The sequence below is a fragment of the Pseudomonas guineae genome (genome assembly GCF_900113745.1).
Taxonomy (GTDB): Bacteria; Pseudomonadota; Gammaproteobacteria; order Pseudomonadales; family Pseudomonadaceae; genus Aquipseudomonas; species Aquipseudomonas guineae.
This window is the reverse complement of record NZ_FOQL01000005.1, coordinates 1-24980: the sequence shown is the minus strand read 5'-3', so window position 1 is coordinate 24980 and position 24980 is coordinate 1. Positions and strand designations below refer to the sequence as shown.

Genomic DNA, 24980 nt, shown 5'->3' with positions numbered 1-24980 from the left:
ATCCGGGCTTCCTGCGCGCCATTGGCCCTGAGGCCGCACGCCTCTCGATGGGCTTGAAAAGATGCTGGATAATAAAGCATGACCCGCGCAACGGCTAGCGCCGTCGGAGACCTTGTAATGCCTAATGAAGATGTACGCCTAAAACTCCTCGAAAACTGGCTGGACCAACTGCTGCCTGGGCTATTTGCCGAGCAGGGCTGGGGCGCTGTACCGGCCGCTACGCTGACGCCAGCTAGCAGTGACGCTAGTTTTCGCCGTTATTTCCGCTGGCAAGGTGCGGCGCGGACGCTGATCGTGATGGATGCGCCGCCGCCGTTGGAGGATTGCCGGCCTTTCGTCAAGGTCGCGCAGTTGCTGGCTGAGGCCCGCCTCAACGTGCCGCAGATTCTTGCGGCGGATCTTGATCGTGGTTTTCTCTTGCTCAACGATTTAGGCCGGCAGACCTATCTGGATGTCATTAATGAAGACAGTGCTGATGCGTTGTTTGCCGATGCCATGCAGGCACTGCTGGCGTTTCAGCAACTGCCGATGATCACGCCATTGCCCAGTTATGATGACGCGCTGCTGCGCCGCGAGCTGCAGCTATTCCCTGAGTGGTATGTGCAGCGTCATCTGGGTGTTGAGTTTAGCCAGGCGCAGCAGGCCCTCTGGCAGAGAGTGAGCCAGCGGCTGATCGACAGCGCCCTGGCTCAGCCCAAGGTGCTGGTGCATCGCGATTTTATGCCGCGCAACCTGATGCTCAGTGAGCCGAACCCCGGCGTGCTGGATTTTCAGGATGCGGTCTACGGCCCTGTGACCTATGACATCACCTGCCTGTTCAAGGATGCGTTCATCAGCTGGCCAGAGACGCGTGTGCGCAGCTGGCTAGAGCAGTATTGGCAACAGGCCCGTGACGCTGGCGTGCCTGTGCAGTCAGAGCTGGAGGATTTTTTGCGCGCCAGCGATCTGATGGGTGTGCAGCGTCACCTCAAGGTCATTGGCATCTTCGCGCGCATTTGCCACCGCGATGGTAAACCCAAGTACCTGGGGGACGTGCCGCGCTTCTTCTCTTATATAGAAGCGGTATTGGCTCGCCGGCCGGAGTTGGCTGAGCTGGGTGAGTTGCTGGCCAGCCTGCAGCGGGAGCCGGCATGAAAGCGATGATTCTGGCCGCGGGCAAAGGCGAGCGGTTACGCCCGCTGACCCTGCACACCCCCAAGCCGTTGGTGCGCGCGGCGGGTGTGCCGCTGATCGAGTATCACCTGCGCGCCTTGGCGGCGGCCGGCTTTAGCGAGCTGGTGATCAATCACGCCTGGCTGGGTCAGCAGATTGAGGATTATCTGGGCGATGGTTCGCGCTTTGGTGTCAGCATTGCCTATTCAGCGGAAGCTGAGCCGTTGGAAACGGGCGGCGGGATTTTCAAGGCCCTGCCATTGTTGGGTGATCAGCCTTTTGCGTTGATCAATGGCGATATTTTCACCGACTACCCCTTTGCCGAGTTGCGCCGTCCGTTGGCTGGGCTGGCCCATCTGGTGCTGGTGGCTAACCCCGGCCATCACGCGGGCGGTGATTTTTGCCTGCGAGATGGGCAGGTCAGCGATGCGCAGGTCACCCAGGAAAGTTTGACCTATAGCGGCATGGCGGTGTTGTCGCCGGCGTTGTTTGCCAGCTGCCAGCCTGGCGCCTTCAAGCTTGCGCCTTTGCTGCGTGCAGCGATGGCGGCAGGGCAGGTCAGTGGCGAGGCGTTTTCCGGTTGCTGGGTGGATGTCGGCACCCATGAGCGGCTGGCGGAAGTCGAGCGCTTACTTGAGGCGCGCAGCTAAGATGATTTGGCCTGCGACCCTGCTGGGAGCGGTTGCCGGGCTGGCCGTCGCGAGTATTCCGGGCGCTCTGCTGGGCGTTTTGTTAGGGCAGGTACTGGATCGACGTTTGCGCCTGCACTCCTGGGCGGCCTTGCGTGAGCGTTTGGGGGGGCGTGCGGAAACGCGTGATGAGTGGCTGCTGTTTATCTTGCTGGGGCGTTTGGCCAAGAGCGGTGGGCGAGTAATGCCCGCGCACATTCAACAAGCGCAGGCGGAAATGCAGCGTTTGGGGTTGGATGGCGAGGGGCAGCGTCAGGCGATCGCGGCCTTTGCCCAGGGCAAGACGGCGCGGTACAGTCTGCGCGGCCCATTGCGGCGCCAGCGTGAACGCAGCGAGGCATTGCTGCGAGCTTGCTGGCGGATGGCGTGGGCTGATGGTCAGGTCGACCAGACCGAGCGTGAGTTGATTATGCTGTGGGGCAAGTGGTTGCAGGTTTCGTCAGCCGCCCAAGCGCAGTTCAGCGACACTTATGCGCCGCAGCGAGGGCCGCTGACCCCGACCGCCAGCAATACCTATCAGCATGCCCTGAGCCTATTAAATGTCAGTGCGGATGCTGAGCCTGCGCAAATCAAACAGGCTTACCGGCGCTTATTGAGTCGTCATCATCCTGATAAATTAGCCGGCAGCGGTGCTTCCCCGGAGCGCCTGCGCGAGGCTACAGAGCGCACCCGCGAGTTGCACCAGGCCTATGACCTGGTCCGCCAGCGCCACGGGTTTCGTTAGGGGCTATTTGGTTTGCAGCTTGAGTGTCAACCAGCCACGAATACGTCGGTAGAGTTGCTCCTGCTCGGCGTCGCGGTTGCCCGGTAGAGCCTTCAGGGCAATTTGCGCATAGGCGGGATGTTTCTGCCGTTTGCTGGTTTGTACGCGCTTGAGCGCTGCCAGCCGGTCGGCGGGCAGATCCTTGTAGTAAAAGTCGCCAATCGCCAGTTGTAGTTGCGGGATCAGCTGATCCAGTGGCGGTGTGTAACCGACGGGTAGCGCGGCGGCCACTAGTAGCAGGTTGTGAATATTGCCTGGCTTGCGTTCGGCCAGGTAACGCGCGGCCCAGTACGCTCCGCTGCCGTGCCCGAGCAGGACGATGGTCTTGGCTTGCTGTTGTGCGGCAAAGCCAATGGCTGAGTCGATGCGCGCCAAGACCCGCTCGGCATGGGCTTTCTGCTTTTCTTCGATATTGTTCTCTTTGTTCGCAGCGACTTCAGCGCTGTCGAGTGAGTTGTTGCGGGTTTCTGTGCTGGCATCATCTGTGGGGGGGTTGCGCTCTTCGGTCGACGCAGTTGCCGGATCGGTTTCGGCCGGTGCTTCAGTTTGTGGCGCGGCGCTGCGTAGCGGCGGCGCGGCGCCGTTTGGATCGGGAAAGGTCAGGCTGAGACTGTGCCAACCAGCATTAGGCAGTTTGCGGCGCAGTGGGCCAACACTTTGCGGCCAGTCGGCCGTTTCAGCATCGCCCGGCAGGATGATTACCACGCCGCTGGGCTCTGCGGTGTTAGCGGGTAGCCAAAGCGCGAGAAAACGTTCGTCGCCAGCCTGCAATTGCTGTTGTTCCTGTGGCCCCAGCTGCTGTTCAAGAGCAGTTGCTTCCACTTCGCTGCGCTCTACTAGGGGCGCGCGCACTGCTTCGGTTGGTTCGGCGGCGGTGCCAGTTGAGGCGGCGTCTACGGCCGCCTGTTCTTCGGCATGCAGCGGGCCGGACAATAGCAGCAGGCTCAGGGCGAATGCGGCAGGGCGCGAAAGCATGGGGTTCTCCAGGGCGTTTATATGTGCGCAGCCTAGCGTTTTTAACGCCGCTTTGTCAGGTGAAGGCGAGCGCGCCAGGCCTGCTATGGGGCTGGTACAATGCGCGCCATCCGAGAATGCCCCCGAGGTGCGTTATGCAACCCTTCGCCATTGCCCCGTCGATCCTTTCCGCTGATTTCGCTCGCCTAGGTGAGGAAGTGGACAAGGTGCTCGCCGCCGGTGCTGACATCGTGCACTTCGATGTAATGGATAACCATTATGTGCCGAACCTGACGATTGGCCCGATGGTCTGCGCGGCGCTGCGCAAGTACGGCATCACCGCACCGATTGATGCGCACCTGATGGTCAAGCCTGTGGATCGTATCATCGGCGATTTTATCGAGGCGGGCGCGAGCTACATCACGTTCCACCCGGAAGCTTCCGAGCATATCGACCGCTCGCTGCAGTTGATCCGCGAGGGCGGCTGTAAGGCGGGCTTGGTATTCAACCCGGCGACGCCGCTGGATGTGCTCAAACACGTGATGGACAAGGTCGACATGATCTTGTTGATGAGCGTTAACCCGGGTTTCGGCGGCCAGAAGTTTATTCCCCATACCCTGGAAAAGCTTAAAGAGGCACGCGCACTCATCGATGCCAGCGGTCGTGACATTCGTTTGGAAATCGACGGTGGGGTCAATGTGCAAAACATCCGTGAAATTGCCGCGGCTGGCGCTGACACCTTCGTCGCCGGTTCGGCAATTTTCAATCAGCCGGACTATAAAGTGGTGATCGACGCCATGCGTGCCGAGTTGGCTGTGGCACGCGGGTGAGCCTGCTACGCGAGCTATTTCACGGCGAGTTGCCGCGCCTGGTGATGTTTGATCTGGACGGCACGCTAGTCGACTCAGTCCCGGATCTGGCGGCGGCGGTCGACAAGACCTTGCTGTTGTTAGGGCAGCCTGCGGCAGGTATCGAACAGGTTCGTGATTGGGTGGGTAACGGTGCGCGAGTGCTGGTGCGCCGTGCTTTGGCGGGTAGCCAAGAGCATGCGCAGGTGGATGATGCGCTGGCCGAGCAGGCGCTGGAGTTGTTTATGCAGCACTACGCCGAAAGCCACGCCCTGACTCAGGTTTATCCCGGTGTTATGCAAACATTGGACTGGTTGCGTGAGCAGCAGGTCGAGCTGGCAATTGTCACCAACAAACCCGAGCGCTTTGTCGCGCCCTTGCTGGATGAAAAAGGCTTGGGCGGCTACTTTCGCTGGATTGTCGGCGGCGATACCTTGCCGCAGCAGAAGCCTGACCCCGCGGCGTTGTTGCATGTCATGCAGTTGGCGCGGGTTGATGCGGCGCAGGCGCTGTTTGTCGGTGACTCGCGTAACGATGTGCGGGCGGCCAAAGCGGCCGGCGTGTCATGCGTGGCGCTGAGTTACGGTTACAACCATGGTCGGCCGATTGCCGAGGAGAACCCCGCGTACGTGCTGGACAGTCTGGCAGGCTTGCAGTACTAGGTCGAACCGTCGCTTTTGCCGGGTCTTGCGGGTTGATTCGGTTCTGACCGTGCGCTAGTGTGGCCGCATTCCTATCCCGCCTGAATTAAGAGAGCCTCGTGGTGGTTATCTGCACGCGTTGGTCGGCAAGCGCCGATATGAAAATCATCAAGGCTCTGGCCCGTTGGCGCTGGCGCCTCTGACCTGATCTTGGCCGCACAGCCGGCACGCTTGCACACGACCGAATTACCTCAAGCCACGAGGCTGATCATGACCCGCGATGAATTCCTGCGTTTAGCCGCTGCCGGCTATAACCGTATTCCTGTTGCCTGCGAAACCCTGGTGGATTTCGACACGCCACTGTCCATCTATTTGAAGCTGGCCGACGAGGCCAACACCTACCTGCTTGAGTCCGTCCAAGGCGGCGAGAAGTGGGGGCGCTACTCGATCATCGGCCTGCCGGCCCGTACCGTGCTGCGTGCGTATGAGCACGATGTAACGGTCAGCGTCGATGGTGTGGAAGTCGAGCGTCACCACTGCGAAGACCCGTTGGCCTTTGTCGAGCAATTCAAAGACCGCTACAAAGTACCGACCCTGCCGGGCCTGCCGCGTTTTAACGGTGGCTTGGTCGGTTACTTCGGTTACGACAGTGTGCGTTATGTCGAGCCAAAACTGGCCAAGGGTGTAAACCCGGATGCGCTTGGCACGCCGGATATTCTGCTAATGGTGTCTGATGCGGTAGTGGTGTTCGACAATCTGGCCGGCAAGATGCACGCCATCGTGCTGGTTGACCCCGCTGATGCCGATGCGTTGGAGCAAGGCCAGGCGCGCCTGCAGGAGATTTTGCACAAACTGCGCCAGCCGATTACCCCGCGCTTGGGCGTAGACCTTGCTGCGCCAGCCTCTGCAGATCCGGAGTTCGTCTCAAGCTTTAAACGTGACGATTACGAGCAGGCGGTTAAGGCGATCAAGGAATACATCCTTGCCGGTGACTGCATGCAGGTGGTGATCTCACAGCGCATGTCGATCCCGTTTAAGGCCGCGCCGATTGATCTATACCGCGCGCTGCGCTGCATCAACCCGACGCCTTATATGTACTTCTTTAACTTTGGCGACTTCCATGTGGTGGGCAGCTCACCGGAAGTGCTGGTGCGCCTCGAGGACGGGCTGGTGACGGTGCGTCCGATTGCCGGCACCCGACCACGCGGTGCTAATGAAGAGGCCGATCTGGCCTTGGAAGCAGATCTGCTTTCCGATGCTAAAGAGGTGGCCGAGCACCTGATGTTGATCGATCTGGGTCGTAACGATGTCGGTCGGGTCGCCAGCACGGGCAGTGTCAAACTCACCGAGAAAATGGTCATTGAGCGCTATTCCAACGTGATGCATATCGTTTCTAACGTTACCGGCCAACTTAAGGAAGGTCTGACCGCTATGGACGCGCTACGCGCGATTCTGCCGGCGGGCACCTTGTCCGGCGCACCGAAGATTCGCGCCATGGAAATCATCGACGAACTAGAACCGGTAAAACGAGGCGTCTACGGCGGTGCCGTGGGCTACCTGGCCTGGAACGGCAATATGGACACCGCCATCGCTATTCGCACCGCGGTGATCAAAAACGGTGAGCTGCATGTGCAGGCCGGTGCCGGCATTGTTGCCGACTCAGTGCCGGCGCTGGAGTGGGAGGAAACGCTGAACAAGCGCCGCGCCATGTTCCGTGCTGTGGCGCTCGCCGAACAAACTGTCTCCGAGCAAACCGTTTCTGACCAGACCAAGCGCTGAGGAGTCCTGCCATGCTGCTGATGATTGATAACTACGACTCCTTTACCTACAACGTGGTGCAGTACCTGGGCGAGCTCGGTGCTGACGTACACGTGATTCGTAACGACGAACTGAGTATTGCCGAGATCGAAGCGCTGCAGCCCGAGCGCATCGTGGTGTCGCCCGGCCCGTGCACGCCGACTGAGGCGGGGGTGTCCATCGAGGCCATCCTGCATTTCGCCGGCAAGCTGCCGATTCTCGGTGTGTGCCTTGGCCACCAGAGTATTGGTCAGGCCTTCGGTGGCGATGTCGTGCGTGCGCGTCAGGTGATGCATGGCAAGACCAGCCCAGTGTTCCATAAGGACCTAGGTGTGTTCGCCGGCCTGAATAATCCGCTGACCGTCACTCGCTACCATTCGCTGGTGGTCGAGCATGCAACCTTGCCGGATTGCTTGGAAGTGACCGCCTGGACCCAGCATACCGATGGCGCGGTGGATGAAATCATGGGCCTGCGCCATAAAACCCTGCATATCGAAGGCGTGCAGTTTCACCCGGAATCGATCCTGACCGAGCAGGGCCATGAGCTGTTTGCCAACTTCCTCAAACAACAAGGAGGCCAGCGCCGATGAATATCAAGGAAGCGCTTAATCGAGTGGTCAGCCAGCTCGATCTGAGCACCGAAGAAATGCAGGACGTGATGCGCGAGATCATGACCGGCCAGTGCACCGATGCGCAGATTGGCGCCTTTCTGATGGGCATGCGCATGAAGAGCGAAACCATCGACGAGATCGTCGGTGCAGTTTCGGTAATGCGTGAGCTAGCCAGTCATGTGCATTTGCAGACCCTCGATCATGTCGTCGATGTGGTCGGCACCGGCGGTGATGGCGCCAATATCTTCAACGTGTCGACGGCGGCGAGCTTTGTTGTTGCCGCCGCCGGCGGCAAGGTGGCCAAGCACGGCAACCGTGCGGTTTCAGGCAAAAGCGGCAGTGCCGATCTGCTTGAGGCCGCAGGTATTTACCTGCAGCTGACGCCCGAGCAAGTGGCGCGTTGTATCGACAGCGTGGGCGTCGGCTTTATGTTTGCTCAGGTGCATCATTCGGCGATGAAGCACGCGGCGCTGCCGCGGCGTGAATTGGGCCTGCGCACCATCTTCAATATGCTCGGTCCGCTGACCAATCCGGCAGGCGTCAAGCATCAGGTAGTCGGTGTGTTCAGTCAGGCGCTGTGCCGACCACTGGCCGAGGTGCTCAAGCGCCTGGGTAGCCAGCATATTTTGGTGGTGCACTCGCGCGACGGGCTGGATGAGTTCAGCTTGGCGGCCGCGACCCATGTGGCCGAACTAAAAGATGGGCAAATCAGCGAGTACGAGGTGCTGCCGGAAGACCTCGGCCTGAAAAGTCAGAGCTTGGTCGGCTTGGCCGTGGACAGCCCGGAGGCTTCGTTGGTGTTGATTCGTGACGCGCTGAGCAAGCGCATGACCGACGCCGGGCAGAAAGCGGCAGACATGATTGCGCTGAATGCCGGTGCGGCGTTGTATGCGGCAGACCTGGCGGCTAGCCTGAAAGAAGGGGTGGCGCTGGCTCACGATGCTTTGCATACAGGCTTGGCCTGGGAAAAGCTGCAAGAGTTGGTGTCCTTTACCGCCGTATTCAAAGAGGAGAATGCCGGGTGAGTATTCCAACCGTTCTGGAGAAAATTCTCGCGCGTAAGGCTGAGGAAGTTGCAGCTCGTCGCGCCCTTGTAAGCCTCGCTGAAGTCGAACAGCAGGCGCGCTGCGCCGATCCGGTGCGTGGTTTTGCTCAAGCCTTGATAGCTCAGGCTAAGCGCAAGCAACCCGCCGTGATTGCCGAAATCAAAAAAGCCTCGCCGAGCAAAGGTGTGCTGCGCGAACACTTCGTGCCGGCAGAACTTGCCCAGAGTTATCAGAGCGGTGGCGCTACCTGTCTGTCGGTGCTCACTGATATCGATTTCTTTCAGGGCGCGGATCGTTACCTGCAAGCAGCCCGTTTGGCCTGTTCACTGCCGGTGATCCGCAAAGATTTTATGCTCGATCCGTACCAGATCGTCGAAGCCCGCGCGCTCGGTGCCGATTGCGTGCTGCTGATCGTTTCGGCGCTGGAAGATGGCCAAATGGCCGAACTGGCCGCGACCGCCAAGGCTTTTGATTTGGATGTACTGGTGGAGGTGCATGACGGCAACGAGCTGGAGCGGGCGCTGAAAACGTTGGACACGCCGTTGGTGGGCATCAACAACCGTAACCTGCACACCTTCGAGCTTAACTTAGAGACCACCCTTGACCTGCTGCCACGGATTCCGCGTGACCGTTTGGTGGTGACCGAGAGCGGTATTCTCAACCGTGCTGATGTCGAGCTGATGGAGATCAGCGAGGTCTATGCCTTCCTGGTGGGCGAGGCGTTTATGCGCGCCGACAACCCGGGGGCAGAGCTGGAACGGCTGTTCTTCCCCGAGCGCAAGCGGCTGGTCGCTTCGCCTGACGTGGACTGATCCATCAAGCAATAAAAAGCCGACGCATGCGTCGGCTTTTTTGTTGGCGTTTGCTGGCTCAGCGAGTGCCGAAGACCACCATGGTCTTGCCCTTGACGTTGACCAACCCTTGCTCTTCCAGTGCCTTGAGCACGCGCCCGACCATTTCCCGTGAACAGCCAACAATACGGCCGATTTCCTGGCGGGTAATCTTGATCTGCATACCGTCAGGGTGCGTCATAGCATCGGGCTGTTTGCACAGGTCGAGTAATGTGCGCGCAACGCGACCAGTGACATCGAGAAAAGCCAGATCACCCACCTTGCGCGTGGTGTTGCGCAAGCGCTCGGCCATTTGGCTGCCCAAGGCGTAAAGGATGTCGGGGTCCTGCTGGGTGAGTTCGCGAAACTTGGCGTAGCTCAATTCCGCGACTTCGCACTCAGTCTTGGCGCGGACCCAAGCGCTGCGTTCTTTTTCCGCGCCGTCCTTTTCGAACAGGCCCATTTCGCCAAAGAAATCGCCGGGGTTGAGGTAAGCGATGATCATTTCCCGACCATCATCGTCTTCGATCAAAATAGTGACCGAGCCCTTAACGATGAAGAACAGCGTTTCGCAGCGATCGCCCGCGTAGATGATGGTGCTCTTGGCGGTGTAGCGACGGCGGTGGCAATGCGCGAGAAGCTTGTCGAGATTTTTTATTTTAGGTGTGAGGGTAATAGCAACCATGCCCGAATCCCGAATTTATAAGAGTAAGCCGTTGTTTGGCTGGCGTTTCTAATAATAGTTATCTGTACAAGTGTGCCAGTAATCAGGCGTCATCTTAACAAGCAGCCCTATACTAGGTGTGGTTTTGCGACCTGGCTAACACTTAAGCGTGGAACTTAAGCGGAAGTGGCGTATGGCCGCTTGGCAAAAGTGCTGTGCTAAGCTGCGTTCCTTTTTAACAGCGGAGCCTGGGCAATGAAAGCGCGTATTCAGTGGGCCGGCGAAGCCCTGTTTATTGGTGAATCCGGCAGTGGTCACGCGGTGGTCATGGACGGGCCGCCAGAGAGCGGTGGTCGTAACCTGGGTGTGCGGCCGATGGAAATGCTGCTGATCGGTCTGGGCGGTTGCAGCAACTTCGATGTGGTCAGCATCCTGAAGAAGTCCCGCCAGGCCGTAGAAAGTTGTGAGGCCTTTCTGGAGGCTGAGCGCGCGACTGAAGAGCCTAAGGTGTTCACCAAGATCCACCTGCATTTTGTGGTCAAGGGCCGTGGCCTGAAAGAGGCGCAGGTCAAGCGTGCGGTCGAGCTCTCGGCTGAGAAATACTGCTCGGCGTCGATCATGCTGGGGCGTGGTGGTGTAGAGATCACGCACGACTACGAAATTATCGAGTTGGCGGAGTAAACCGCTGCACTGATCGCGTGATAGGCAAAAGGGCACCGAGGTGCCCTTTTTTGTGCCGCTGATTTAGCGTTATACGCGGTAAGTGCTGCTGGTCATCACCTTGGCCAGCAGGCTCATGCCGAACTTCACCGGCGCCGGAAAGCGCAGGCCGCCGGCATCCAGGGCATTGCAGGCATGCTGCTCTTCATCGATGCGCATCTGCTCGAGAATTGCTCGGGACTTTTGGTCTCCCAGAGGGATTTGCTGCAGGTGCTCGTCGAGGTGTTTGACTACTTGATCCTCGGTGGCGGCGACAAAGCCGAGGCTGACTTTGTCACTGATCAGACCGGCTGCGGCGCCTACGCCAAACGACAAGCCATAGAACAGCGGGTTGAGTAAGCTCGGCTGGCTGCCAAGTTGGCGGATACGCTGTTCACACCAGGCTAGATGATCAATTTCTTCATCGGCGGCATGCTCCATGGCCTGACGCACCTGTGGCAACTTAGCGGTCAAGGCTTGGCCTTGGTACAGCGCCTGAGCACAGACCTCACCCGTATGGTTGATGCGCATAAGCCCTGCGACATGCTGGGCCTGGGCCTCATCCATCTCGGCTTCCGGCTGCACGATGCCGGGCGACGGCCGAGTGGGTTGGCCACTGAATGGCAGCAAAGTGCGCAAGGCGGCATCGGCTTGCAGTAACAGGCGATCAACAGGTGAAAAGTGACGTTCGCTGGCCATAGGGACCTCCGGCGATGACTACGGTTGTTAGTTTACTCCAAACCATGCAGAGGGTCTGTTGACGTTTCGTCGCAGCTGCCGAGATGCATCAACAGTGCTGACCCTTGCGCCCGGTCAGGGCAGTTCACGCAACACGCGAAAGCCCAAGGCGTAGTCTTTGTGCTGCGGTTGTTTCATGTCTCGCTGACTGCTGCGCAGGTAGCTGGGGCCGCTGTTCCAGGCACCGCCGCGTACTACGCGCGGGCTGTTATCGAGCACGCTAGCGGCGTGTTGCTCATTGCCATCGAAGGGGCTGGCAAAACGTGAGGCCGTCCATTCCCATACATTACCGGCGGTATCGTGCAGGCCGAAGGCGTTGGCGCTGAACTGGCCGATGAACGCGCTCTTATTCTGGATCAGGCGTGAGGTGGCGCAGCCACGGCAATGCGCGCGCGGCTGAGTTTCCGGGCTGTCGAGCTGCTCGCCCCACCAGTAATAGCTATCAGTGCCAGCGCGTGCGGCGTATTCCCACTCGGCCTCAGTCGGTAACCGATAGCGCTGCCCTGTGACCTTGGACAGCCATTGGCTGTAGGCCACAGCCTGGTACCAAGACACATGGATCACCGGGCGCTGCGCCGACAATCCCCAGCCTTCGTTATCGGGCATCGCCGTGGCGGTTGCCTCGGCATACTGCCGCCAATCGGTAAAGCTCACCTCGTAGCGACCGATGGCGAACGGACGGCTGATTTCAATTGGCGTCAGCGGGTGCTCGTTGTGATTGCCGCGACCAGTATGATCTCCCAGTAGAAAGCGCCCGGCAGGGACTATAACCAGTGACGGTCCCTGCTTACCTTCGGCCAGGGAGTCGCTGAATGTCTGGCCAAGCATTTGCGCTTGCACCGGGCTGCCGCTCAATAGGCCGAGCAACATCAGCGCGGCGAACTGCTGGCGCTTCAACCCGGCGGCCATGCCAGCTGGCGTTGACCGAGCACGTGCATATGGATGTGATAAACGGTCTGTCCACCCAGCTCATTGCAGTTCATCACCACCCGAAAACCGTCGTCGCAGCCCTGCTCCTTAGCCAGGCGTTGGGCGGTGACAAGGATGTGTCCGGCCAATGCGGTGTCGGCTTCGCCCAGGTCATTGAGGGTGCGGATATGTTTTTTCGGGATGACCAGAAAATGCACCGGCGCTTGTGGGCCGATATCGTGGAAGGCAATCACCTGATCATCTTCATAAAGCTTGCGCGCCGGTACTTCACCAGCGACGATCTTGCAAAACAGACAGTCCATGGACAGTCTCCTGGCCTGTAATAAGATGCCCGAGTTTAGTGGACAAGGAGTGCGGGTGAAAAACGATATTCACGACCTGGGGTTGGTGCTCGATTCCAAGACCAAGCTGGTGCTGATCGAATCTTGGGATGAGGCGCGGGTTTTGGAAACCCTGACCAGCCTGGCTGTGCGCCGCAGTCTTGGTTTGCAGGTCTGGTCGGTGACCGAGGGTTTACAGCGTTTAGGGTTCTCCGTACAAGAGCCTGCCGACAGCGCCACCCTAGACCCGGAAACCGCTTTGCGTCTGATCAAGGCTGACCCACAGCCAACGCTCTATGTGATGTGCGACCTGCATCCGTTTCTCGACGATAACCCCAAACTGGTGCGCCTACTCAAAGAAATCGCCATGAGTGAGCAGCCCGGTAAGCCGACACTGGTGCTGGTTTCCCACGCCTGCCGGCTACCGCCGGAAGTGCAGCGTTACGCCTCGCGCTTCAGTCTGGCGTTGCCCTCCGAGGAAGAGCTCTTGGCGATTGTGCGCGATGAGGCCAGTGGCTGGAGCGCGCGTAACCGTAATGCGCGGGTGCGCACGGACAACCGGACCTTGCAGCAGGTGGTGAAGAACTTACGCGGTCTTAGCCACGCCGAGGCGCGTACGCTGGCGCGTAACGTAATTTGTGATGACGGCGCGATTACCCAGGAAGACCTGCCGGAGCTGAATAAGACCAAATTCAAGTTGCTCGATCTTGATGGTGTGTTGAGTTTCGAGTACGACACGGCTCGATTCGCCGAGGTCGGTGGGCTGAGCAACCTCAAGCGCTGGTTGGGTGAGCGGCAAAGCATCTTTCTCGAAGGAAAAAGTGTCGATCTGCCCAAGGGCGTGCTGCTGGTCGGCGTTCAGGGTGGCGGCAAGAGTCTGGCCGCCAAGGCGATCGCCGGCCTCTGGGGCCTGCCCTTGCTGCGCTTGGATTTTGCCTGCCTGTATAACAAGTTCTTTGGCGAAACCGAGCGCAACCTGCGTGAGGCCTTGAAGTTGGCCGAGCAGATGGCGCCGTGTGTGTTGTGGATGGACGAAATCGAAAAGGGCCTGGCCAGCGGCGACCATGATGGCGGCGTCAGTCAGCGCGTGCTCGGCACCCTGTTGACCTGGATGGCCGAACGCAAGGCGCCAGTGTTTATGGTGGCCACGGCCAACGTCATCTCACGGCTGCCGCCGGAGTTGGTGCGCAAGGGGCGTTTCGATGAGCTGTTCTTTGTTGATCTGCCGGATGCGAGCGTGCGTGCTGAGATATTCCGCATTCACCTGGTGCGACGTGAGCTTGAAGTGGCCGCTTTTGATGTGGCGCAACTGGCGGCGGCCTGTGACGGATTTGCCGGTGCGGAGATTGAGCAGGCGGTGGTCAGCGCTCTGTATGCCGCGCAAGCGCAGCAGCAAGCCGTCACCCAAGGCTTGCTGCTGCAAAGCATTCAAGGCACTGCGCCGTTGTCGGTGGTAATGGCTGAAGACTTAGCGGCTTTGCGCGCGTGGGCAGACGGACGTACCGTCAATGCCGGTTAGCGGCTAAGCCGGCTTAGCGAAATGACGATTAAGCCGTGCACTGATTCGCCGTACCAGCCAGCGCGGTGCTAGGCGTGGGCTGAGGGCCAGTAGACGGTTACGCCAGCCAGGAATGATGATCGCGCGGTTTTTCTCCAAGGCTCTAACAGTGATGAGCGCCACTTCTTCGGCGCTCATCATCAGCTTGCTGCCCTGCAGCGCGGCGACATCCATGTTCGCTGTGCGAAAAAATGCACTACGGGTTGGCCCCGGGCACAGTACGGACACCTTGACACCGTAGGGCTTGAGCTCCTCGCGCAGGCCTTCGGAGAAGTGCAGCACGTAGGCTTTGCTCGCGTAGTAACTACTCATTCCTGGGCCTGGCTGAAAGCCGGCAAGCGAGGCAACGTTGAGAATCTGCCCGCTGCCCTGGCCGGCCATGACGGTGCCGATGGCGTGACAGAGGCGGGCGAGGGCGAGGACGTTCAGCTCGATCAACGCCTGCTCGCACGCCCAGTCCTGGGCTACATACACGCCACAAGTGCCGATGCCGGCGTTATTCACCAGCAGGTCGATATGCAGCCCGCTTTCCTCCAGTTCATGCAGCAAGCCGCTGACGCGCAGTGGCTTGCTCAAATCACAGGTGCGAAACAACACCTCCACAGCGAAGCGCTGGGTCAGTTCGCTGGCGACACTTTCCAGCGCATCGCGTTGCCGCGCCACTAGGATTAGGTTGCGCCCACGTCGGGCCAGGGCTTCAGCCAGGGCCAGGCCAATACCACTGGAGGCGCCGGTGATAAGCGCGTAACGGCTCATGGGGTTCTCCGAGAAGGAGCCTTTCGGCTCCCTGCACTGGTTAGGGAGTTTATTGGGTTAGAGGTTAGCGCCGGCCAAAAAAGCCATCTACGGCAACGCAATAGCCAGAACAAGACCCAGGCCAATTGCTGCCAGCCACAAGCCGGCTAACACTTTAACGGCTGTGCTGTTTGGCGGTGGCGGCGGACCAAAGCGGTTAGCTTCGCTGCTGCCGGGGATGATAAACAGCAGCAGCGAAAATACCCCGCCGACCACGGGCACCAGCGTGACCAGCAACAGCCAGCCAGACCAGCCAATGTCATGCAGGCGCTGCACGCCGAACATGATACCGACCACGGCCACGGCGATACCGACCACCACCATTAGCAAGCCGCCGAGAATCTCCGAGACGGCGAAGAAGCCGGCTGCGACCCCAAACAATGGCAAACAAGCCAGCATCAACACCATCGACCAAGCCAGGTAGCGCAAACGGCCGATTCGGCCGTCGGTGCTAAGGGCTTTTAGTTCGCTGAACTCAGGCAGGGTTTCTGCCACCGCCGCTTTGGGCGTGGCGTAGGGTGTAGCGCTCGCACTAACCACTTGCGGCGGGTTTTCCGCGAGCAGGGCTTGGCGGGCAATGAACTTCTCAATAACGATGCCGCACGCTGAGCACTCGACGGCCTTGGCTTGCGGGTGTGCGCATTTGGGGCAGGTCATCTGGGCGTTGCCAGCAGGCTCGCTGCCTTCCTCGCGGTGGTCGTCGGTTTCCACCAAGCTTAGGCTGGCTGCCAGATCCGGCTCCTTGCGTACTTTTGCCCCGGCGCCCTGTAGCGCTTTGAGGTATTGGTCGGCCTCGTTTTCACTGAGGTCACGCTTGATGTCGACAGTGGCGCCGTTAAACAGCGAGTTGATCCGGGTGTGGTCGCTCTTGAACAGGCGCGCGAGATTTTCTTTGGCGGTTTCCAGGTTTATGTCAGGCATCAATTCGCCGTTGAACACTATCTTGAAGCGGGCTTGTGTCATATCGGCGTCCTTGTCGGTGCCAGAGTGAAAGTGCGCAACAGACTAGCCGGCCAGCAGTGCAGTAAACAAGCGCGCTCAGCATGCATGCACTTGTTGAGGCTCTGTCATGGGCGGCTTGCCATGGGTGAGATGTATGGGGCGGGGCTTTAGCCTGCGCAGCGGCTGGGAGCGCTGCGAACCAGGCGACTGCATCGGCTCAGCGGGCCCAGCGTTGCTGCAAGCTCAGGCTGTGTTTGAGTGCCTCGCGGTATTCGCTGTCGAGGCGGGCGATCAATTGCTCGACGCTGGGCAGGTCACTGATGGTGCCGACGCCCTGGCCGGCCGACCACACGGTTTTCCAGGCTTTGGCCTCTTCATCCATGGGCTTGAGTTTCTCGCCATAGTTGATTTCGCCCTTGCTCTGTAGCTGTTTGAGGTCATAGCCAGCCAGCTCCAGGCTCTGGCGCATAAAGCTCGCTGGCACCCCGGATACGGCCGGGGTATGAATGATATCGGCGGCTTTGGCGTCGAGGATCATCTGCTTGTAAGCGGCAGAGGCGGCATTTTCCTGGGTGGCGATCAGGCGCGTGCCGAGGTAGGCGAGGTCGGCACCGAGCAGCTGGGCGGCCAGCACTTCATGGCCTTGGTTGAGGCAGCCAGCCAGTAGCAGGGTTTTATCGAAGAACTGACGGATCTCAGCGATCAGTGCGAACGGGCTCCAGGTGCCGGCATGTCCACCGGCACCGGCGGCCACTGCGATCAGACCGTCGACGTCTGCTTCGGCGGCTTTCTCGGCATGCCGGCGCGTGGTTACGTCGTGGAACACGAGACCGCCGTAACTGTGCACCGCATCGACCACTTCTTTCACCGCACCTAGGCTGGTGATGACGATCGGTACGCGCTGCTCGACGCAGATCGCCAGGTCCGCCTGCAGGCGCGGGTTGCTGCCATGCACGATCAGGTTGACCGCATAAGGCGCCGCAGTGCTGTCCAAACCGGCGGTTATTTCCTCTAGCCAGCCTTTGAAACCGCTGCTCTCGCGCTGGTTCAGTGCCGGAAAGCTGCCGACAATACCGTTGTTGCAGCAGGCCAGAACCAGTTGCGGGTTGGACACCAGAAACATCGGTGCAGCAACGACGGGCAGGCGCAGGCGTTGTTCGAGCAGGGCCGGAAGTGACATGCAGAAATCCTCTTATTAGAGTGATTAGAAAGGACGAACCACGACCAGAATGACGATGCCCAGCAAGGCCAGTACGGGCGCTTCATTGAACCAGCGGTAGAACACATGGCCGCGTTGGTTCTCGCCACGGGCAAAGGCCTTGAGTTGGGCGCCGCACATGAACTGGTAAACCACCAGTAGGGCAACCAGGCTCAGCTTGGCGTGCATCCAGCCCTGGCTGAAGTAGTAGCTGGGGTTAAGGCTGATCAGCCACAGACCCAGGCCGACGGTGAGAATCAGCGATGGCCACATGATCCCGCGGTAGAGCTTGCGCTCCATGATGCAGAAGCGTTCGCGGCTGACCTCGTCCGTGCTCATGGCGTGGTAAACGAATAGGCGTGGCAAATAGAACAACCCGGCGAACCAGCAGACCATGGCAATGATGTGCAGGGCCTTGAGCCATAGATAGAGCATTGTTTGAACTCGTGCTGAAAAGTACCTCGATAGTAGTGGTCATGTGCGTCTCCGTCATCACTGGCGGTTGGCCCCTGGCCGAAGCGCCCGTATCATCGGCAGCTTTCCACTGCTGGTATTACAAAGGGGCAAGTGATGATCAAGGTCGGAATCGTCGGCGGCACGGGGTATACCGGAGTTGAGCTGTTGCGTTTGTTAGCGCAGCACCCGCAAGCGCAGGTCGAGGTGATTACCTCGCGCTCAGAGGCCGGCATGCGTGTCGACGAGATGTACCCGAACCTGCGCGGTCATTACGACAGCCTGGCGTTCAGCGTGCCGGACGCCGCCACGTTGGGCGCTTGCGATGTGGTGTTTTTCGCCACACCGCACGGTGTTGCTCACGCGCTGGCCGGCGAGTTGCTGGCGACGGGGACCAAGGTGATCGACCTGTCGGCTGACTTCCGTTTGCAGGACGCCGACGAGTGGGCCAAGTGGTACGGCCAGCCGCACGGCGCCCCAGATTTGCTCCCCGAAGCGGTTTACGGTCTGCCGGAGGTCAATCGTAAGGCAATCAAGCAGGCGCGCCTGATCGCGGTGCCGGGCTGCTACCCCACGGCTGCGCAGTTAGCGCTTATCCCACTGTTGGAAGCCGGGCTGGCCGATACTTCGCAAATTATCGCCGACTGTAAATCAGGGGTTAGCGGCGCCGGGCGCGGTGCCAGTGTCGGCTCGCTGTTCAGTGAGGCGGGCGAAAGCATGAAAGCCTATGGGGTCAAAGGCCATCGGCACTTGCCAGAAATTCGTCAAGGGCTGCGTCGGGCTGCCGGTAAGGATGTCGGCTTAACGTTTGTGCCGCACCTGACGCCGATGATTCGCGGCATTCACGCCACGCTCTACGCCAGTGTAGTCGACCGCTCGGTTGATCTGCAGGCGCTTTTCGAGGCGCGTTATGCCGATGAGCCCTTCGTCGATGTAATGCCGGCTGGCAGTCACCCTGAAACACGTAGCGTGCGGGGCGCTAACGTGTGCCGTATCGCGGTGCATCGCCCGCAGGATGGCGATCTAGTGGTGGTCTTGTCGGTGATCGATAACCTAGTCAAAGGTGCGTCGGGTCAAGCGGTGCAGAACATGAATATTGTCTTTGGCCTCGACGAGCGCCTAGGGCTGTCACACGCCGCCATGCTGCCCTGATGGCGGGCTGGGAAGTTCGGCCAAACGACCCCGGACGTGCACGGCGCCAGCGCATACTCGGTCTGCTGCTGGTGTTGGGTATTGCGCTGGCATTCTATGCAGGCAGCTTGTGGCGATTACATCTGCAACCTGCTATTGCGGGAGCGAATTCGAGTGTGCAGGTCCGTGATAAACAGTTAGGACGTGAGGTTGAAGAGTTGCGTCAGCGCGTTGTGATGCTGAGCAGCGCGGAAAAGGTCAGCCAGCAAGCCAACGAGCAGAGCCGTCTGACCATCAAGTTACTGGAAGAGCAGATTTACAAGCAGCAGCAGGATTTAGCCTTTTACAAGGGAGTGCTAGCCCCTGCCAGTCGTCGTGAGGGTTTGCGTATCAAGACCTTTGAGCTGCAGGCCACGGACAAGCCAGGGCATTTCCGCTACAAGATACTGCTTAGCCGCGTGGGTAAAAGCGAAGCGCCATTGGAAGGGCGGTTGCACGTCTCGATTGCCGGTAAACAAGGTAAGCAGGATGTCACGCTTGAGCTGGCGTCACTGAGTGCAGGCCTGGCGGATGCCTTGCCTGAACAACCCATTGCTTTTGCTTTCAAGCATTTCCAGGCCATTCCCGAGGCTGGGCGATTCGCCGAGCTGAAGTTGCCTGAGGGGTTTACCCCGCGTGAGATCAAAGTGCGTGTTGAGGTGCAGGGTGAAAAGCCTGTGCTGCGCACATTCAAATGGAACAAAGAGGAGTAACTGTTCCTTATGTGGAATAAAGATAAGGCGCGTACTGATGTGCAGCGTTTCGCGGGCAAGACCAGCTTAATTGCGGCGGGTGCCGAGCTGCATGGTGATTTACGCTTTGAGGGTGCAGTACAAGTTGATGGCAAGGCCATCGGTAACTTAGTGGCCAGCGACGGTATGGTGCGCGTCAGCGTGCAGGGACAAGTTGAGGGTGAGATCCGCGCCCCTCATGTAGTGATTGATGGTGAAGTAGTCGGCGATGTACACGCTAGCGGCCATCTTGAGCTTGGCGCGCGCGCGCGAGTGCGCGGCAATCTCTACTACGCATTGATGGAAATGGCCATGGGGGCGCAAATTGAGGGGCGCCTTTGCCGTTTACAGGATGAGCCTCGACCCTTGGAATTACCGCAAAATCTCGATGCAGCACAATAGTTGACCGCTTTAGTAGGGTAAGCGGATAATGCCCATCAGAATGCAACATGGCGCTTCGCGCCGGGAGTTAATCAGCATGAGCGTCGAAACCTTCATCCCTAGTGCTATGCAATTTACGCAGGGCGCCGCGAACAAGGTGAAGAGCCTGGTCGATGAAGAGGGCAATACGCGCCTTAAACTGCGTGTGTTTGTAACCGGCGGCGGCTGCTCCGGCTTCCAGTATGGCTTCACCTTCGATGAAGATGTGGCTGAAGATGACACCATCGTCGAGCGCGAAGGCGTGAGCCTGGTGGTCGATTCGATGAGCTTCCAGTACCTGGCAGGCGCCGAAGTCGATTATCAGGAAGGTTTGGAAGGGTCGCGGTTTGTCATCAATAACCCGAACGCTACGACTACCTGTGGCTGCGGTTCTTCGTTTTCGATCTAGGTTCTAGGCTGTTCAAATCAACGCCGTGCTTTATGTACGGCGTTTTCGTTTCTACACACAGTAGATACTGAAGCGGTTTTCAGGCGGGATAGATCGCTCCGAGTACCCGCAGCCCCTGTGCGCCTGTTACGCTCGGCCGATTAGCGGGTATGCCCTCGAGGCAGCAGTGCGCCAGCCAGGCAAATGCCATCGCTTCTACCCAGTCAGCGGGCACGCCATGTTCATCGGTGCTGCTCACTAGGCTATTGGGCATCAGCTGCGCGAGGCGACGCATCAGCGTGTGGTTGTGCGCGCCGCCGCCGCAGACCAGCAGCATCTCGGTATTTTGCTGGGCGCCCTTTAGTGCGTCAGTAATGCTGATGGCGGTCAATTCCAGCAAGGTCGCTTGCACGTCAGCTGCAGCCAGCGCGGGTTGCCTCTGCATGTGCTGGTCCAGCCAGGCAAGGTTGAACAGCTCGCGGCCAGTGCTCTTCGGGCCTTGGGCTTGGAAGTAGGAGTCGCTCAGCAAGGCCTGTAGGAGCGGCGTTTGCACCGAGCCGCTGGCGGCCCATTGACCGTCTTGGTCGTATGCCAGGCCTTGATGGCGTTTAATCCAGGCATCTAGGAGTACGTTACCTGGGCCGCAATCGAAGCCGTGTACGGGGCGCTCCGGTTGTAGCAGGCTGAGGTTGCTGAAACCGCCAATGTTGAGAATGGCACGGGTGCTGTTCGCGTGCGCGAACAATGCGTCGTGGAACGCCGGAACTAGAGGTGCGCCTTGGCCTCCGGCGGCAACATCCCTGCGGCGAAAGTCGCTCACGACGCTGATGCCGGTCAGTTCGACGAGCAGGGCGGGGTTACCGATCTGGATGCTGAAACCGCGAGTGGGCTCGTGGCGCACGGTCTGGCCATGGCTGCCAATGGCGCGGACGCTGTCTGCGGCTACGCCATGTAGCATCAGTAGCTCATTGATGCCCTGAGCGGCGAGTTGTACCCACTGTTGCTCGGCAATCGCCGCGCGGGCCAATTCATCGGGGCCGGAGGCGCACAGACCAAGCAGAGCGCAACGCAGCTCGTCGGGCATGGGCAGGTAAAGCGTGCCGATCAGGCGGGTGTCACGCTCTTGCTCGATTAGCGCGATGTCCAGCCCGTCCAAGCTGGTGCCAGACATCACGCCAAGGTAGAGGGGCATGGCTCAGCGCTGATTATTCAAGGCAAGCATTGTGGACTTCTCTTTGTCCATCTGCGCCATCAGCGGTTTGCTCAGTTGCATAAACCGGGATTTTTCGCTGTTGGCGATAGGGTCGGCCATTGGCAGCTTCTGGCTCAGGGGGTCAACGTGAACGCCGTTGACTTGGAATTCATAGTGCAGGTGGGGGCCTGTAGAAAGGCCTGTGGTGCCAATGTAACCAATGATCTGACCTTGCTTGACGTTGCCTCCGGTACGCACACCTTTGGCGAAGCCCTGCATGTGTGCATACAGCGTGCGGTAGCGTTGGCCATGCTGAATGATGACCGCGTTGCCATAGCCGCCGTGTCGCCCGGCCAATGAAATGCGGCCGTCGCCCGCAGCTTTGATCGGGGTACCCCGAGGGGCGGCATAGTCGACACCCTTGTGGGCGCGAATCTTGTTCAGAATAGGGTGGCGTCTGCCGTTGGAAAAGCGTGAGCTGATGCGAGCGAAGTCTACCGGAGTGCGGATAAAAGCCTTACGCATGCTTTCGCCATTAGCGCTGTAGTAGCTGCTATTACCTTGTTTGTTGGTGTAGCGCACGGCAGTGTAAGTCTTGCCGCGATTGGTGAAGCGTGCAGAGAGAATATTGCCGGTACCCACCTGCCTGTTATTGACAACTTTCTTTTCGTATATCAGTTCGAACTCGTCGCCTTCACGAATATCCATGGCGAAGTCGATGTCGTAGCCGAATACGTTAGCCAAATCCATAGTCAGGCTATGCGACAGGCCGGCACGTTTGGCTGAGAGAAACAGTGAGCTGTTGATCACGCCATGACTATAGGCGGTTTGGACTTCGGGCTTGACCAGTTCACGCTTGAAGCTGAAGCCAGTTTCACTTTTCGCCAGGGTAATGCTTTCCAAGTCACTGAGTTTGCTATGCAGGCTTTCGAGCTGGCCATCAGGGCTCAGATTGAATTCAAGCGCCTGGCCTACTTTAAGTCGTGTCAGCTGCTTGGCTGCCTTGCTGCTGTTGATCACTTCATGCAGGGTGGACGCGCCTAGGCCAACTTTGGCAAATACCGTAGAAAGTGTATCGCCGTTCTGCACGCTAATAATTTGATGCAGTGGGTCGGCTTCTATCGGTGCCACGACGTGCGTGGTTTTGAGCTCATCAGCTGCCGAGGTATTTGTAGTAGCTGTATTAGCGAAGGGCGATTGAGGTGTCTCTGCTGCGAGCGATGCAGAATCACCCGGTTGTTCGGTGTAATCTGAACCGTTGTCCAGTTCGAGATTTAGATAGGTTTTCTTGGCTTCAACTTCGCGGGTAGGGAATACCAGTAGGGCTAAGCTTAGTAAGGCAGCTACGCCGCTAGCTGCCAGAATGTGGCTTTTTGGGTACAGGGGTGGTGCTTTAGCTGTAGAGGTCATAGGTGGCTTTTTGACTTTAAAAAATGGAAAGAAATAGATAAACGAAATGATGAATATGCACTAACTGTATAAAATATAACCAAATCGCTTGCTAGGCAACCCCGGTTGTCGCAAGGCGCTCTTAGCTGAAGTGGGTGGTTGGCAGAACTTGTGATTTGTCTGCGATCTTGTATGGTTGGTTCCCTTTTGTTTCTGAGTGGTCGTGAGTCCTGTCATGAAGTCGGTTGAAGAGCAGTTGGCGCTGATCAAGCGCGGCGCGGAAGAAGTTCTGGTTGAGGCTGAGTTGGTTGAAAAGCTCAAGCGCGGCCAGCCGCTGCGTATCAAGGCAGGTTTTGATCCGACTGCGCCGGATCTGCACCTTGGGCATACCGTGCTTATTAATAAGCTACGGCAGTTCCAGGAGCTGGGGCATCAGGTGATTTTCCTGATTGGTGATTTCACCGGGATGATCGGTGATCCCAGCGGTAAGAGTGCGACACGTCCCCCGTTGACGCGTGAACAGGTTCTAGAGAACGCGGAGACCTATAAAGCGCAGGTGTTCAAGATTCTCGACCCAGCGAAAACCGAGGTTGCGTTTAACTCCTCGTGGATGGACAAGATGGGGCCGGCCGACTTCATTCGCCTGACCTCGCAGTACACGGTTGCTCGCATGCTTGAGCGCGATGACTTCAGTAAGCGCTATTCGACCCAGCAGCCTATTGCCATTCATGAGTTCCTCTACCCGCTTGTTCAGGGCTATGACTCGGTTGCGCTGCGTGCAGACGTTGAACTGGGTGGCACCGACCAAAAATTCAACTTGCTGATGGGGCGTGAGTTGCAGCGCTCTTATGGCCAATCATCGCAGTGCATCGTCACCATGCCGTTGCTGGAAGGGTTGGATGGCGTTAAAAAGATGTCCAAATCCTTGGGTAACTACATCGGTATCCAGGAATCGCCAGGCGTCATGTACAACAAGCTGGTGTCCATGCCTGATGCTTTGATGTGGCGCTACTTCGAGTTGCTCAGCTTTCGGTCTATGGAGGAAATTGAGCAATTTAAGCGTGACGTTGAGCAAGGTGCTAATCCGCGGGATATCAAGATCAAGCTGGCCGAAGAGATCGTTGCGCGCTTCCATGGCGAAGAAGCTGCGCTTAGCGCGCATCGCTCTGCGGGTAATCGCATGAGGGAGGGTGAGCTGCCGGAAGATCTACCTGAGATCGAAGTGCTATCTGCTGAGGACATGCCGATTTCTGCGCTGCTCAATAAAGCAGGTTTGGTGAAGAATGCGGCTATGGCTCGCGATCTGCTTGGCTCCGGCGGTGTGCGTGTGGATGGTGAGGTTGTAGATCGCACCTTCCTATATAAGGTGGGCGCAGTACATGTCTGTCAGGCAGGTAAGAAAGCGTTCGCGCGTATCATTCTTAATCCCGAGTAAGGCTCTAGGTGTGGGTCTTGTATCTGTGGGTTCCGATAACGCCCTCTGCTGATGTGCTGCTAGTACGACAAAGCCGTTGAAGCGCCAGCTTCAACGGCTTTGTCGTTTCTACAGTCGACGCGGTTTAGGTCGGTGCGCTTTAATTAGATGCTCTTGAAGCAAAAGGCTAATAAAGGGTTGACCTTCTATAGTTAATCCCTATAATTCGCCGCTCTTCAGGCGTATGCGGCTCCTTAAACCTCTTATAAAACAAGAGGTTAGATTTAAAGGGGGGGGTTGCAAAGCAGCGAAATCTGCGTAAAATGCGCCGGGCTGGCAGGGTAGCAGTTTGATCCTGTTAGTGGTTCGGTCGAGGTGGTCGGAGGCGGTAAAATAGGCAGTTGACAGCGGTTTGAAACGCTGTAGAATTCGCCTCCCGCTGACGAGAAGCTAGAAGTTGATCGAAAGCGCAAGTGGTTGAGTTTGAAAAGAAATTTTCGAAATCACTTGACGAAAGATGAGGCTGCTGTAGAATTCGCGCCTCGGTTGAGACGAAAGACTTAACCACCCGCTCTTTAACAACTGAATCAAGCAATTCGTGTGGGTGCTTGTGAGGTAAGACTGCTAGTCGCAAGATTATCAGCATCA

General features: G+C 58.5%; 26 protein-coding genes and 1 pseudogene. 16 read left to right on the top strand and 11 right to left on the bottom strand.

Annotated features, from left to right (window positions below):
• The first annotated feature begins 117 nt into the window (after window positions 1–117).
• Genes BMZ32_RS16430 through BMZ32_RS16420 form a run of 3 tightly spaced genes read left to right on the top strand, consistent with a single transcriptional unit; the run spans window position 118 to window position 2565 of the window.
• Window positions 118–1134 carry an aminoglycoside phosphotransferase family protein gene (locus tag BMZ32_RS16430; protein ID WP_090243974.1) on the top strand — a complete coding sequence of 339 codons (1017 nt, stop codon included), beginning with the start codon at window positions 118–120 and terminating at the stop codon, window positions 1132–1134.
• A complete protein-coding gene (gene murU / locus BMZ32_RS16425; protein WP_090243972.1) occupies window positions 1131–1802 on the top strand; it encodes an N-acetylmuramate alpha-1-phosphate uridylyltransferase MurU in 672 nt (223 codons plus the stop codon). The genes BMZ32_RS16430 and murU overlap by 4 nt, the downstream gene beginning before the upstream one ends.
• 1 nt (window position 1803) lies before the next feature.
• The gene (locus BMZ32_RS16420) at window positions 1804–2565 is read left to right on the top strand and encodes a TerB family tellurite resistance protein (RefSeq protein ID WP_090243970.1); all 762 of its coding nucleotides are present in this window, start codon (window positions 1804–1806) and stop codon (window positions 2563–2565) included.
• 3 nt (window positions 2566–2568) lie between these two features.
• On the opposite strand, the gene BMZ32_RS16415 is transcribed toward BMZ32_RS16420, so the two are convergent.
• Window positions 2569–3579: an alpha/beta hydrolase family protein gene (locus BMZ32_RS16415; protein ID WP_090243969.1), complete on the bottom strand. Its 1011-nt coding sequence runs from the start codon at window positions 3577–3579 to the stop codon at window positions 2569–2571.
• A 134-nt stretch (window positions 3580–3713) separates the two neighbouring features.
• Here BMZ32_RS16415 and rpe point away from each other — a divergent pair, with 134 nt between their 5' ends.
• The 6 genes and pseudogenes from rpe to trpC all read left to right on the top strand — a co-directional run bounded on the left by rpe (window position 3714) and on the right by trpC (window position 9313).
• A complete protein-coding gene (gene rpe, locus BMZ32_RS16410; protein WP_090243967.1) occupies window positions 3714–4388 on the top strand; it encodes a ribulose-phosphate 3-epimerase in 675 nt (224 codons plus the stop codon).
• Window positions 4385–5059: pseudogene (locus BMZ32_RS16405) on the top strand (phosphoglycolate phosphatase); the annotation flags it as partial. The gene rpe and the pseudogene BMZ32_RS16405, both read left to right, overlap by 4 nt.
• A 258-nt stretch (window positions 5060–5317) precedes the next feature.
• Window positions 5318–6826 carry an anthranilate synthase component I gene (gene trpE / locus BMZ32_RS16400; protein WP_090243962.1) on the top strand — a complete coding sequence of 503 codons (1509 nt, stop codon included), beginning with the start codon at window positions 5318–5320 and terminating at the stop codon, window positions 6824–6826.
• 11 nt (window positions 6827–6837) lie between these two features.
• Window positions 6838–7434 carry an aminodeoxychorismate/anthranilate synthase component II gene (locus BMZ32_RS16395; protein ID WP_090243958.1) on the top strand — a complete coding sequence of 199 codons (597 nt, stop codon included), beginning with the start codon at window positions 6838–6840 and terminating at the stop codon, window positions 7432–7434.
• A complete protein-coding gene (trpD, locus tag BMZ32_RS16390) occupies window positions 7431–8480 on the top strand; it encodes an anthranilate phosphoribosyltransferase (RefSeq protein ID WP_090243956.1) in 1050 nt (349 codons plus the stop codon). The genes BMZ32_RS16395 and trpD overlap by 4 nt, the downstream gene beginning before the upstream one ends.
• The gene (trpC, locus tag BMZ32_RS16385) at window positions 8477–9313 is read left to right on the top strand and encodes an indole-3-glycerol phosphate synthase TrpC (RefSeq protein WP_090243955.1); all 837 of its coding nucleotides are present in this window, start codon (window positions 8477–8479) and stop codon (window positions 9311–9313) included. Before trpD ends, trpC begins: the two co-directional genes overlap by 4 nt.
• A gap of 58 nt (window positions 9314–9371) precedes the next feature.
• Here the strand turns inward: trpC and crp are convergent, their stop codons facing one another.
• Entirely contained in the window at window positions 9372–10016 is a 645-nt protein-coding gene (gene crp, locus BMZ32_RS16380; protein WP_090243953.1) for a cAMP-activated global transcriptional regulator CRP, read from the bottom strand.
• 234 nt (window positions 10017–10250) lie between these two features.
• Between crp and BMZ32_RS16375 the strand changes: the two genes are divergently transcribed.
• Window positions 10251–10676 carry an OsmC family protein gene (locus BMZ32_RS16375; RefSeq protein WP_090243951.1) on the top strand — a complete coding sequence of 142 codons (426 nt, stop codon included), beginning with the start codon at window positions 10251–10253 and terminating at the stop codon, window positions 10674–10676.
• Window positions 10677–10745: 69 nt separating this feature from the next.
• On the opposite strand, the gene coq7 is transcribed toward BMZ32_RS16375, so the two are convergent.
• The 3 genes from coq7 to BMZ32_RS16360 all read right to left on the bottom strand — a co-directional run bounded on the left by coq7 (window position 10746) and on the right by BMZ32_RS16360 (window position 12664).
• Complete coding sequence (coq7, locus tag BMZ32_RS16370) at window positions 10746–11393, bottom strand: 2-polyprenyl-3-methyl-6-methoxy-1,4-benzoquinone monooxygenase (RefSeq protein WP_090243949.1); 648 nt, start codon at window positions 11391–11393, stop codon at window positions 10746–10748.
• Between the two features lie 114 nt (window positions 11394–11507).
• On the bottom strand, window positions 11508–12341 hold the full coding sequence (locus BMZ32_RS16365) for a formylglycine-generating enzyme family protein (RefSeq protein WP_244154004.1): 834 nt from the start codon (window positions 12339–12341) through the stop codon (window positions 11508–11510).
• Window positions 12326–12664: a histidine triad nucleotide-binding protein gene (locus tag BMZ32_RS16360; protein ID WP_090243947.1), complete on the bottom strand. Its 339-nt coding sequence runs from the start codon at window positions 12662–12664 to the stop codon at window positions 12326–12328. The genes BMZ32_RS16365 and BMZ32_RS16360 overlap by 16 nt, the downstream gene beginning before the upstream one ends.
• A 55-nt stretch (window positions 12665–12719) precedes the next feature.
• Between BMZ32_RS16360 and BMZ32_RS16355 the strand changes: the two genes are divergently transcribed.
• Window positions 12720–14201 carry an AAA family ATPase gene (locus BMZ32_RS16355; RefSeq protein ID WP_090243946.1) on the top strand — a complete coding sequence of 494 codons (1482 nt, stop codon included), beginning with the start codon at window positions 12720–12722 and terminating at the stop codon, window positions 14199–14201.
• A 3-nt stretch (window positions 14202–14204) separates the two neighbouring features.
• On the opposite strand, the gene BMZ32_RS16350 is transcribed toward BMZ32_RS16355, so the two are convergent.
• The 4 genes from BMZ32_RS16350 to hemJ form a co-directional block, all read right to left on the bottom strand.
• Window positions 14205–14996 (bottom strand): SDR family NAD(P)-dependent oxidoreductase, encoded by a 792-nt coding sequence (locus tag BMZ32_RS16350; RefSeq protein ID WP_090243944.1) that lies wholly within the window; start codon window positions 14994–14996, stop codon window positions 14205–14207.
• An 87-nt stretch (window positions 14997–15083) separates the two neighbouring features.
• Window positions 15084–15998 (bottom strand): DUF805 domain-containing protein, encoded by a 915-nt coding sequence (locus BMZ32_RS16345; protein WP_090243942.1) that lies wholly within the window; start codon window positions 15996–15998, stop codon window positions 15084–15086.
• Window positions 15999–16194: 196 nt separating this feature from the next.
• Complete coding sequence (locus BMZ32_RS16340; protein ID WP_090243940.1) at window positions 16195–17157, bottom strand: NAD(P)H-dependent flavin oxidoreductase; 963 nt, start codon at window positions 17155–17157, stop codon at window positions 16195–16197.
• Window positions 17158–17181: 24 nt separating this feature from the next.
• Window positions 17182–17610, bottom strand: a complete 429-nt coding sequence (gene hemJ / locus BMZ32_RS16335; protein WP_090243938.1) for a protoporphyrinogen oxidase HemJ — start codon at window positions 17608–17610, stop codon at window positions 17182–17184.
• A 135-nt stretch (window positions 17611–17745) separates the two neighbouring features.
• Here hemJ and argC point away from each other — a divergent pair, with 135 nt between their 5' ends.
• From argC to erpA, 4 genes are all read left to right on the top strand, one after another.
• Entirely contained in the window at window positions 17746–18780 is a 1035-nt protein-coding gene (gene argC / locus BMZ32_RS16330) for an N-acetyl-gamma-glutamyl-phosphate reductase (RefSeq protein WP_090243936.1), read from the top strand.
• Window positions 18780–19511: a DUF6776 family protein gene (locus tag BMZ32_RS16325; RefSeq protein ID WP_244154003.1), complete on the top strand. Its 732-nt coding sequence runs from the start codon at window positions 18780–18782 to the stop codon at window positions 19509–19511. Before argC ends, BMZ32_RS16325 begins: the two co-directional genes overlap by 1 nt.
• A gap of 9 nt (window positions 19512–19520) precedes the next feature.
• Window positions 19521–19931 carry a bactofilin family protein gene (locus BMZ32_RS16320; RefSeq protein ID WP_090243932.1) on the top strand — a complete coding sequence of 137 codons (411 nt, stop codon included), beginning with the start codon at window positions 19521–19523 and terminating at the stop codon, window positions 19929–19931.
• A gap of 76 nt (window positions 19932–20007) precedes the next feature.
• Window positions 20008–20358: an iron-sulfur cluster insertion protein ErpA gene (erpA, locus tag BMZ32_RS16315; protein ID WP_090243930.1), complete on the top strand. Its 351-nt coding sequence runs from the start codon at window positions 20008–20010 to the stop codon at window positions 20356–20358.
• Between the two features lie 79 nt (window positions 20359–20437).
• Here erpA and BMZ32_RS16310 read toward each other — a convergent pair whose 3' ends face one another.
• Entirely contained in the window at window positions 20438–21529 is a 1092-nt protein-coding gene (locus BMZ32_RS16310; protein ID WP_090243929.1) for an anhydro-N-acetylmuramic acid kinase, read from the bottom strand.
• 3 nt (window positions 21530–21532) lie between these two features.
• Entirely contained in the window at window positions 21533–22939 is a 1407-nt protein-coding gene (locus BMZ32_RS16305) for a peptidoglycan DD-metalloendopeptidase family protein (protein ID WP_090243927.1), read from the bottom strand.
• Window positions 22940–23153: 214 nt separating this feature from the next.
• On the opposite strand from BMZ32_RS16305, the gene tyrS reads away from it, so the two are divergent.
• Window positions 23154–24353 (top strand): tyrosine--tRNA ligase, encoded by a 1200-nt coding sequence (gene tyrS / locus BMZ32_RS16300; protein ID WP_090243925.1) that lies wholly within the window; start codon window positions 23154–23156, stop codon window positions 24351–24353.
• Window positions 24354–24980: the final 627 nt, after the last annotated feature.

What these genes read in the sequence shown, in the direction of transcription:
- hemJ (WP_090243938.1), bottom strand. Translation starts at nt 17,610, where the DNA reads ATGCTCTATCTATGGCTCAAGGCCCTGCACATCATTGCCATGGTCTGC.
- BMZ32_RS16420 (WP_090243970.1), top strand. Translation starts at nt 1,804, where the DNA reads ATGATTTGGCCTGCGACCCTGCTGGGAGCGGTTGCCGGGCTGGCCGTC.
- coq7 (WP_090243949.1), bottom strand. Translation starts at nt 11,393, where the DNA reads ATGGCCAGCGAACGTCACTTTTCACCTGTTGATCGCCTGTTACTGCAA.
- BMZ32_RS16360 (WP_090243947.1), bottom strand. Translation starts at nt 12,664, where the DNA reads ATGGACTGTCTGTTTTGCAAGATCGTCGCTGGTGAAGTACCGGCGCGC.
- tyrS (WP_090243925.1), top strand. Translation starts at nt 23,154, where the DNA reads ATGAAGTCGGTTGAAGAGCAGTTGGCGCTGATCAAGCGCGGCGCGGAA.
- BMZ32_RS16350 (WP_090243944.1), bottom strand. Translation starts at nt 14,996, where the DNA reads ATGAGCCGTTACGCGCTTATCACCGGCGCCTCCAGTGGTATTGGCCTG.
- murU (WP_090243972.1), top strand. Translation starts at nt 1,131, where the DNA reads ATGAAAGCGATGATTCTGGCCGCGGGCAAAGGCGAGCGGTTACGCCCG.
- BMZ32_RS16430 (WP_090243974.1), top strand. Translation starts at nt 118, where the DNA reads ATGCCTAATGAAGATGTACGCCTAAAACTCCTCGAAAACTGGCTGGAC.
- BMZ32_RS16340 (WP_090243940.1), bottom strand. Translation starts at nt 17,157, where the DNA reads ATGTCACTTCCGGCCCTGCTCGAACAACGCCTGCGCCTGCCCGTCGTT.
- BMZ32_RS16375 (WP_090243951.1), top strand. Translation starts at nt 10,251, where the DNA reads ATGAAAGCGCGTATTCAGTGGGCCGGCGAAGCCCTGTTTATTGGTGAA.
- BMZ32_RS16395 (WP_090243958.1), top strand. Translation starts at nt 6,838, where the DNA reads ATGCTGCTGATGATTGATAACTACGACTCCTTTACCTACAACGTGGTG.
- BMZ32_RS16365 (WP_244154004.1), bottom strand. Translation starts at nt 12,341, where the DNA reads ATGGCCGCCGGGTTGAAGCGCCAGCAGTTCGCCGCGCTGATGTTGCTC.
- BMZ32_RS16415 (WP_090243969.1), bottom strand. Translation starts at nt 3,579, where the DNA reads ATGCTTTCGCGCCCTGCCGCATTCGCCCTGAGCCTGCTGCTATTGTCC.
- argC (WP_090243936.1), top strand. Translation starts at nt 17,746, where the DNA reads ATGATCAAGGTCGGAATCGTCGGCGGCACGGGGTATACCGGAGTTGAG.
- BMZ32_RS16345 (WP_090243942.1), bottom strand. Translation starts at nt 15,998, where the DNA reads ATGACACAAGCCCGCTTCAAGATAGTGTTCAACGGCGAATTGATGCCT.
- BMZ32_RS16325 (WP_244154003.1), top strand. Translation starts at nt 18,780, where the DNA reads ATGGCGGGCTGGGAAGTTCGGCCAAACGACCCCGGACGTGCACGGCGC.
- BMZ32_RS16310 (WP_090243929.1), bottom strand. Translation starts at nt 21,529, where the DNA reads ATGCCCCTCTACCTTGGCGTGATGTCTGGCACCAGCTTGGACGGGCTG.
- trpD (WP_090243956.1), top strand. Translation starts at nt 7,431, where the DNA reads ATGAATATCAAGGAAGCGCTTAATCGAGTGGTCAGCCAGCTCGATCTG.
- rpe (WP_090243967.1), top strand. Translation starts at nt 3,714, where the DNA reads ATGCAACCCTTCGCCATTGCCCCGTCGATCCTTTCCGCTGATTTCGCT.
- crp (WP_090243953.1), bottom strand. Translation starts at nt 10,016, where the DNA reads ATGGTTGCTATTACCCTCACACCTAAAATAAAAAATCTCGACAAGCTT.
- trpE (WP_090243962.1), top strand. Translation starts at nt 5,318, where the DNA reads ATGACCCGCGATGAATTCCTGCGTTTAGCCGCTGCCGGCTATAACCGT.
- BMZ32_RS16320 (WP_090243932.1), top strand. Translation starts at nt 19,521, where the DNA reads ATGTGGAATAAAGATAAGGCGCGTACTGATGTGCAGCGTTTCGCGGGC.
- BMZ32_RS16305 (WP_090243927.1), bottom strand. Translation starts at nt 22,939, where the DNA reads ATGACCTCTACAGCTAAAGCACCACCCCTGTACCCAAAAAGCCACATT.
- erpA (WP_090243930.1), top strand. Translation starts at nt 20,008, where the DNA reads ATGAGCGTCGAAACCTTCATCCCTAGTGCTATGCAATTTACGCAGGGC.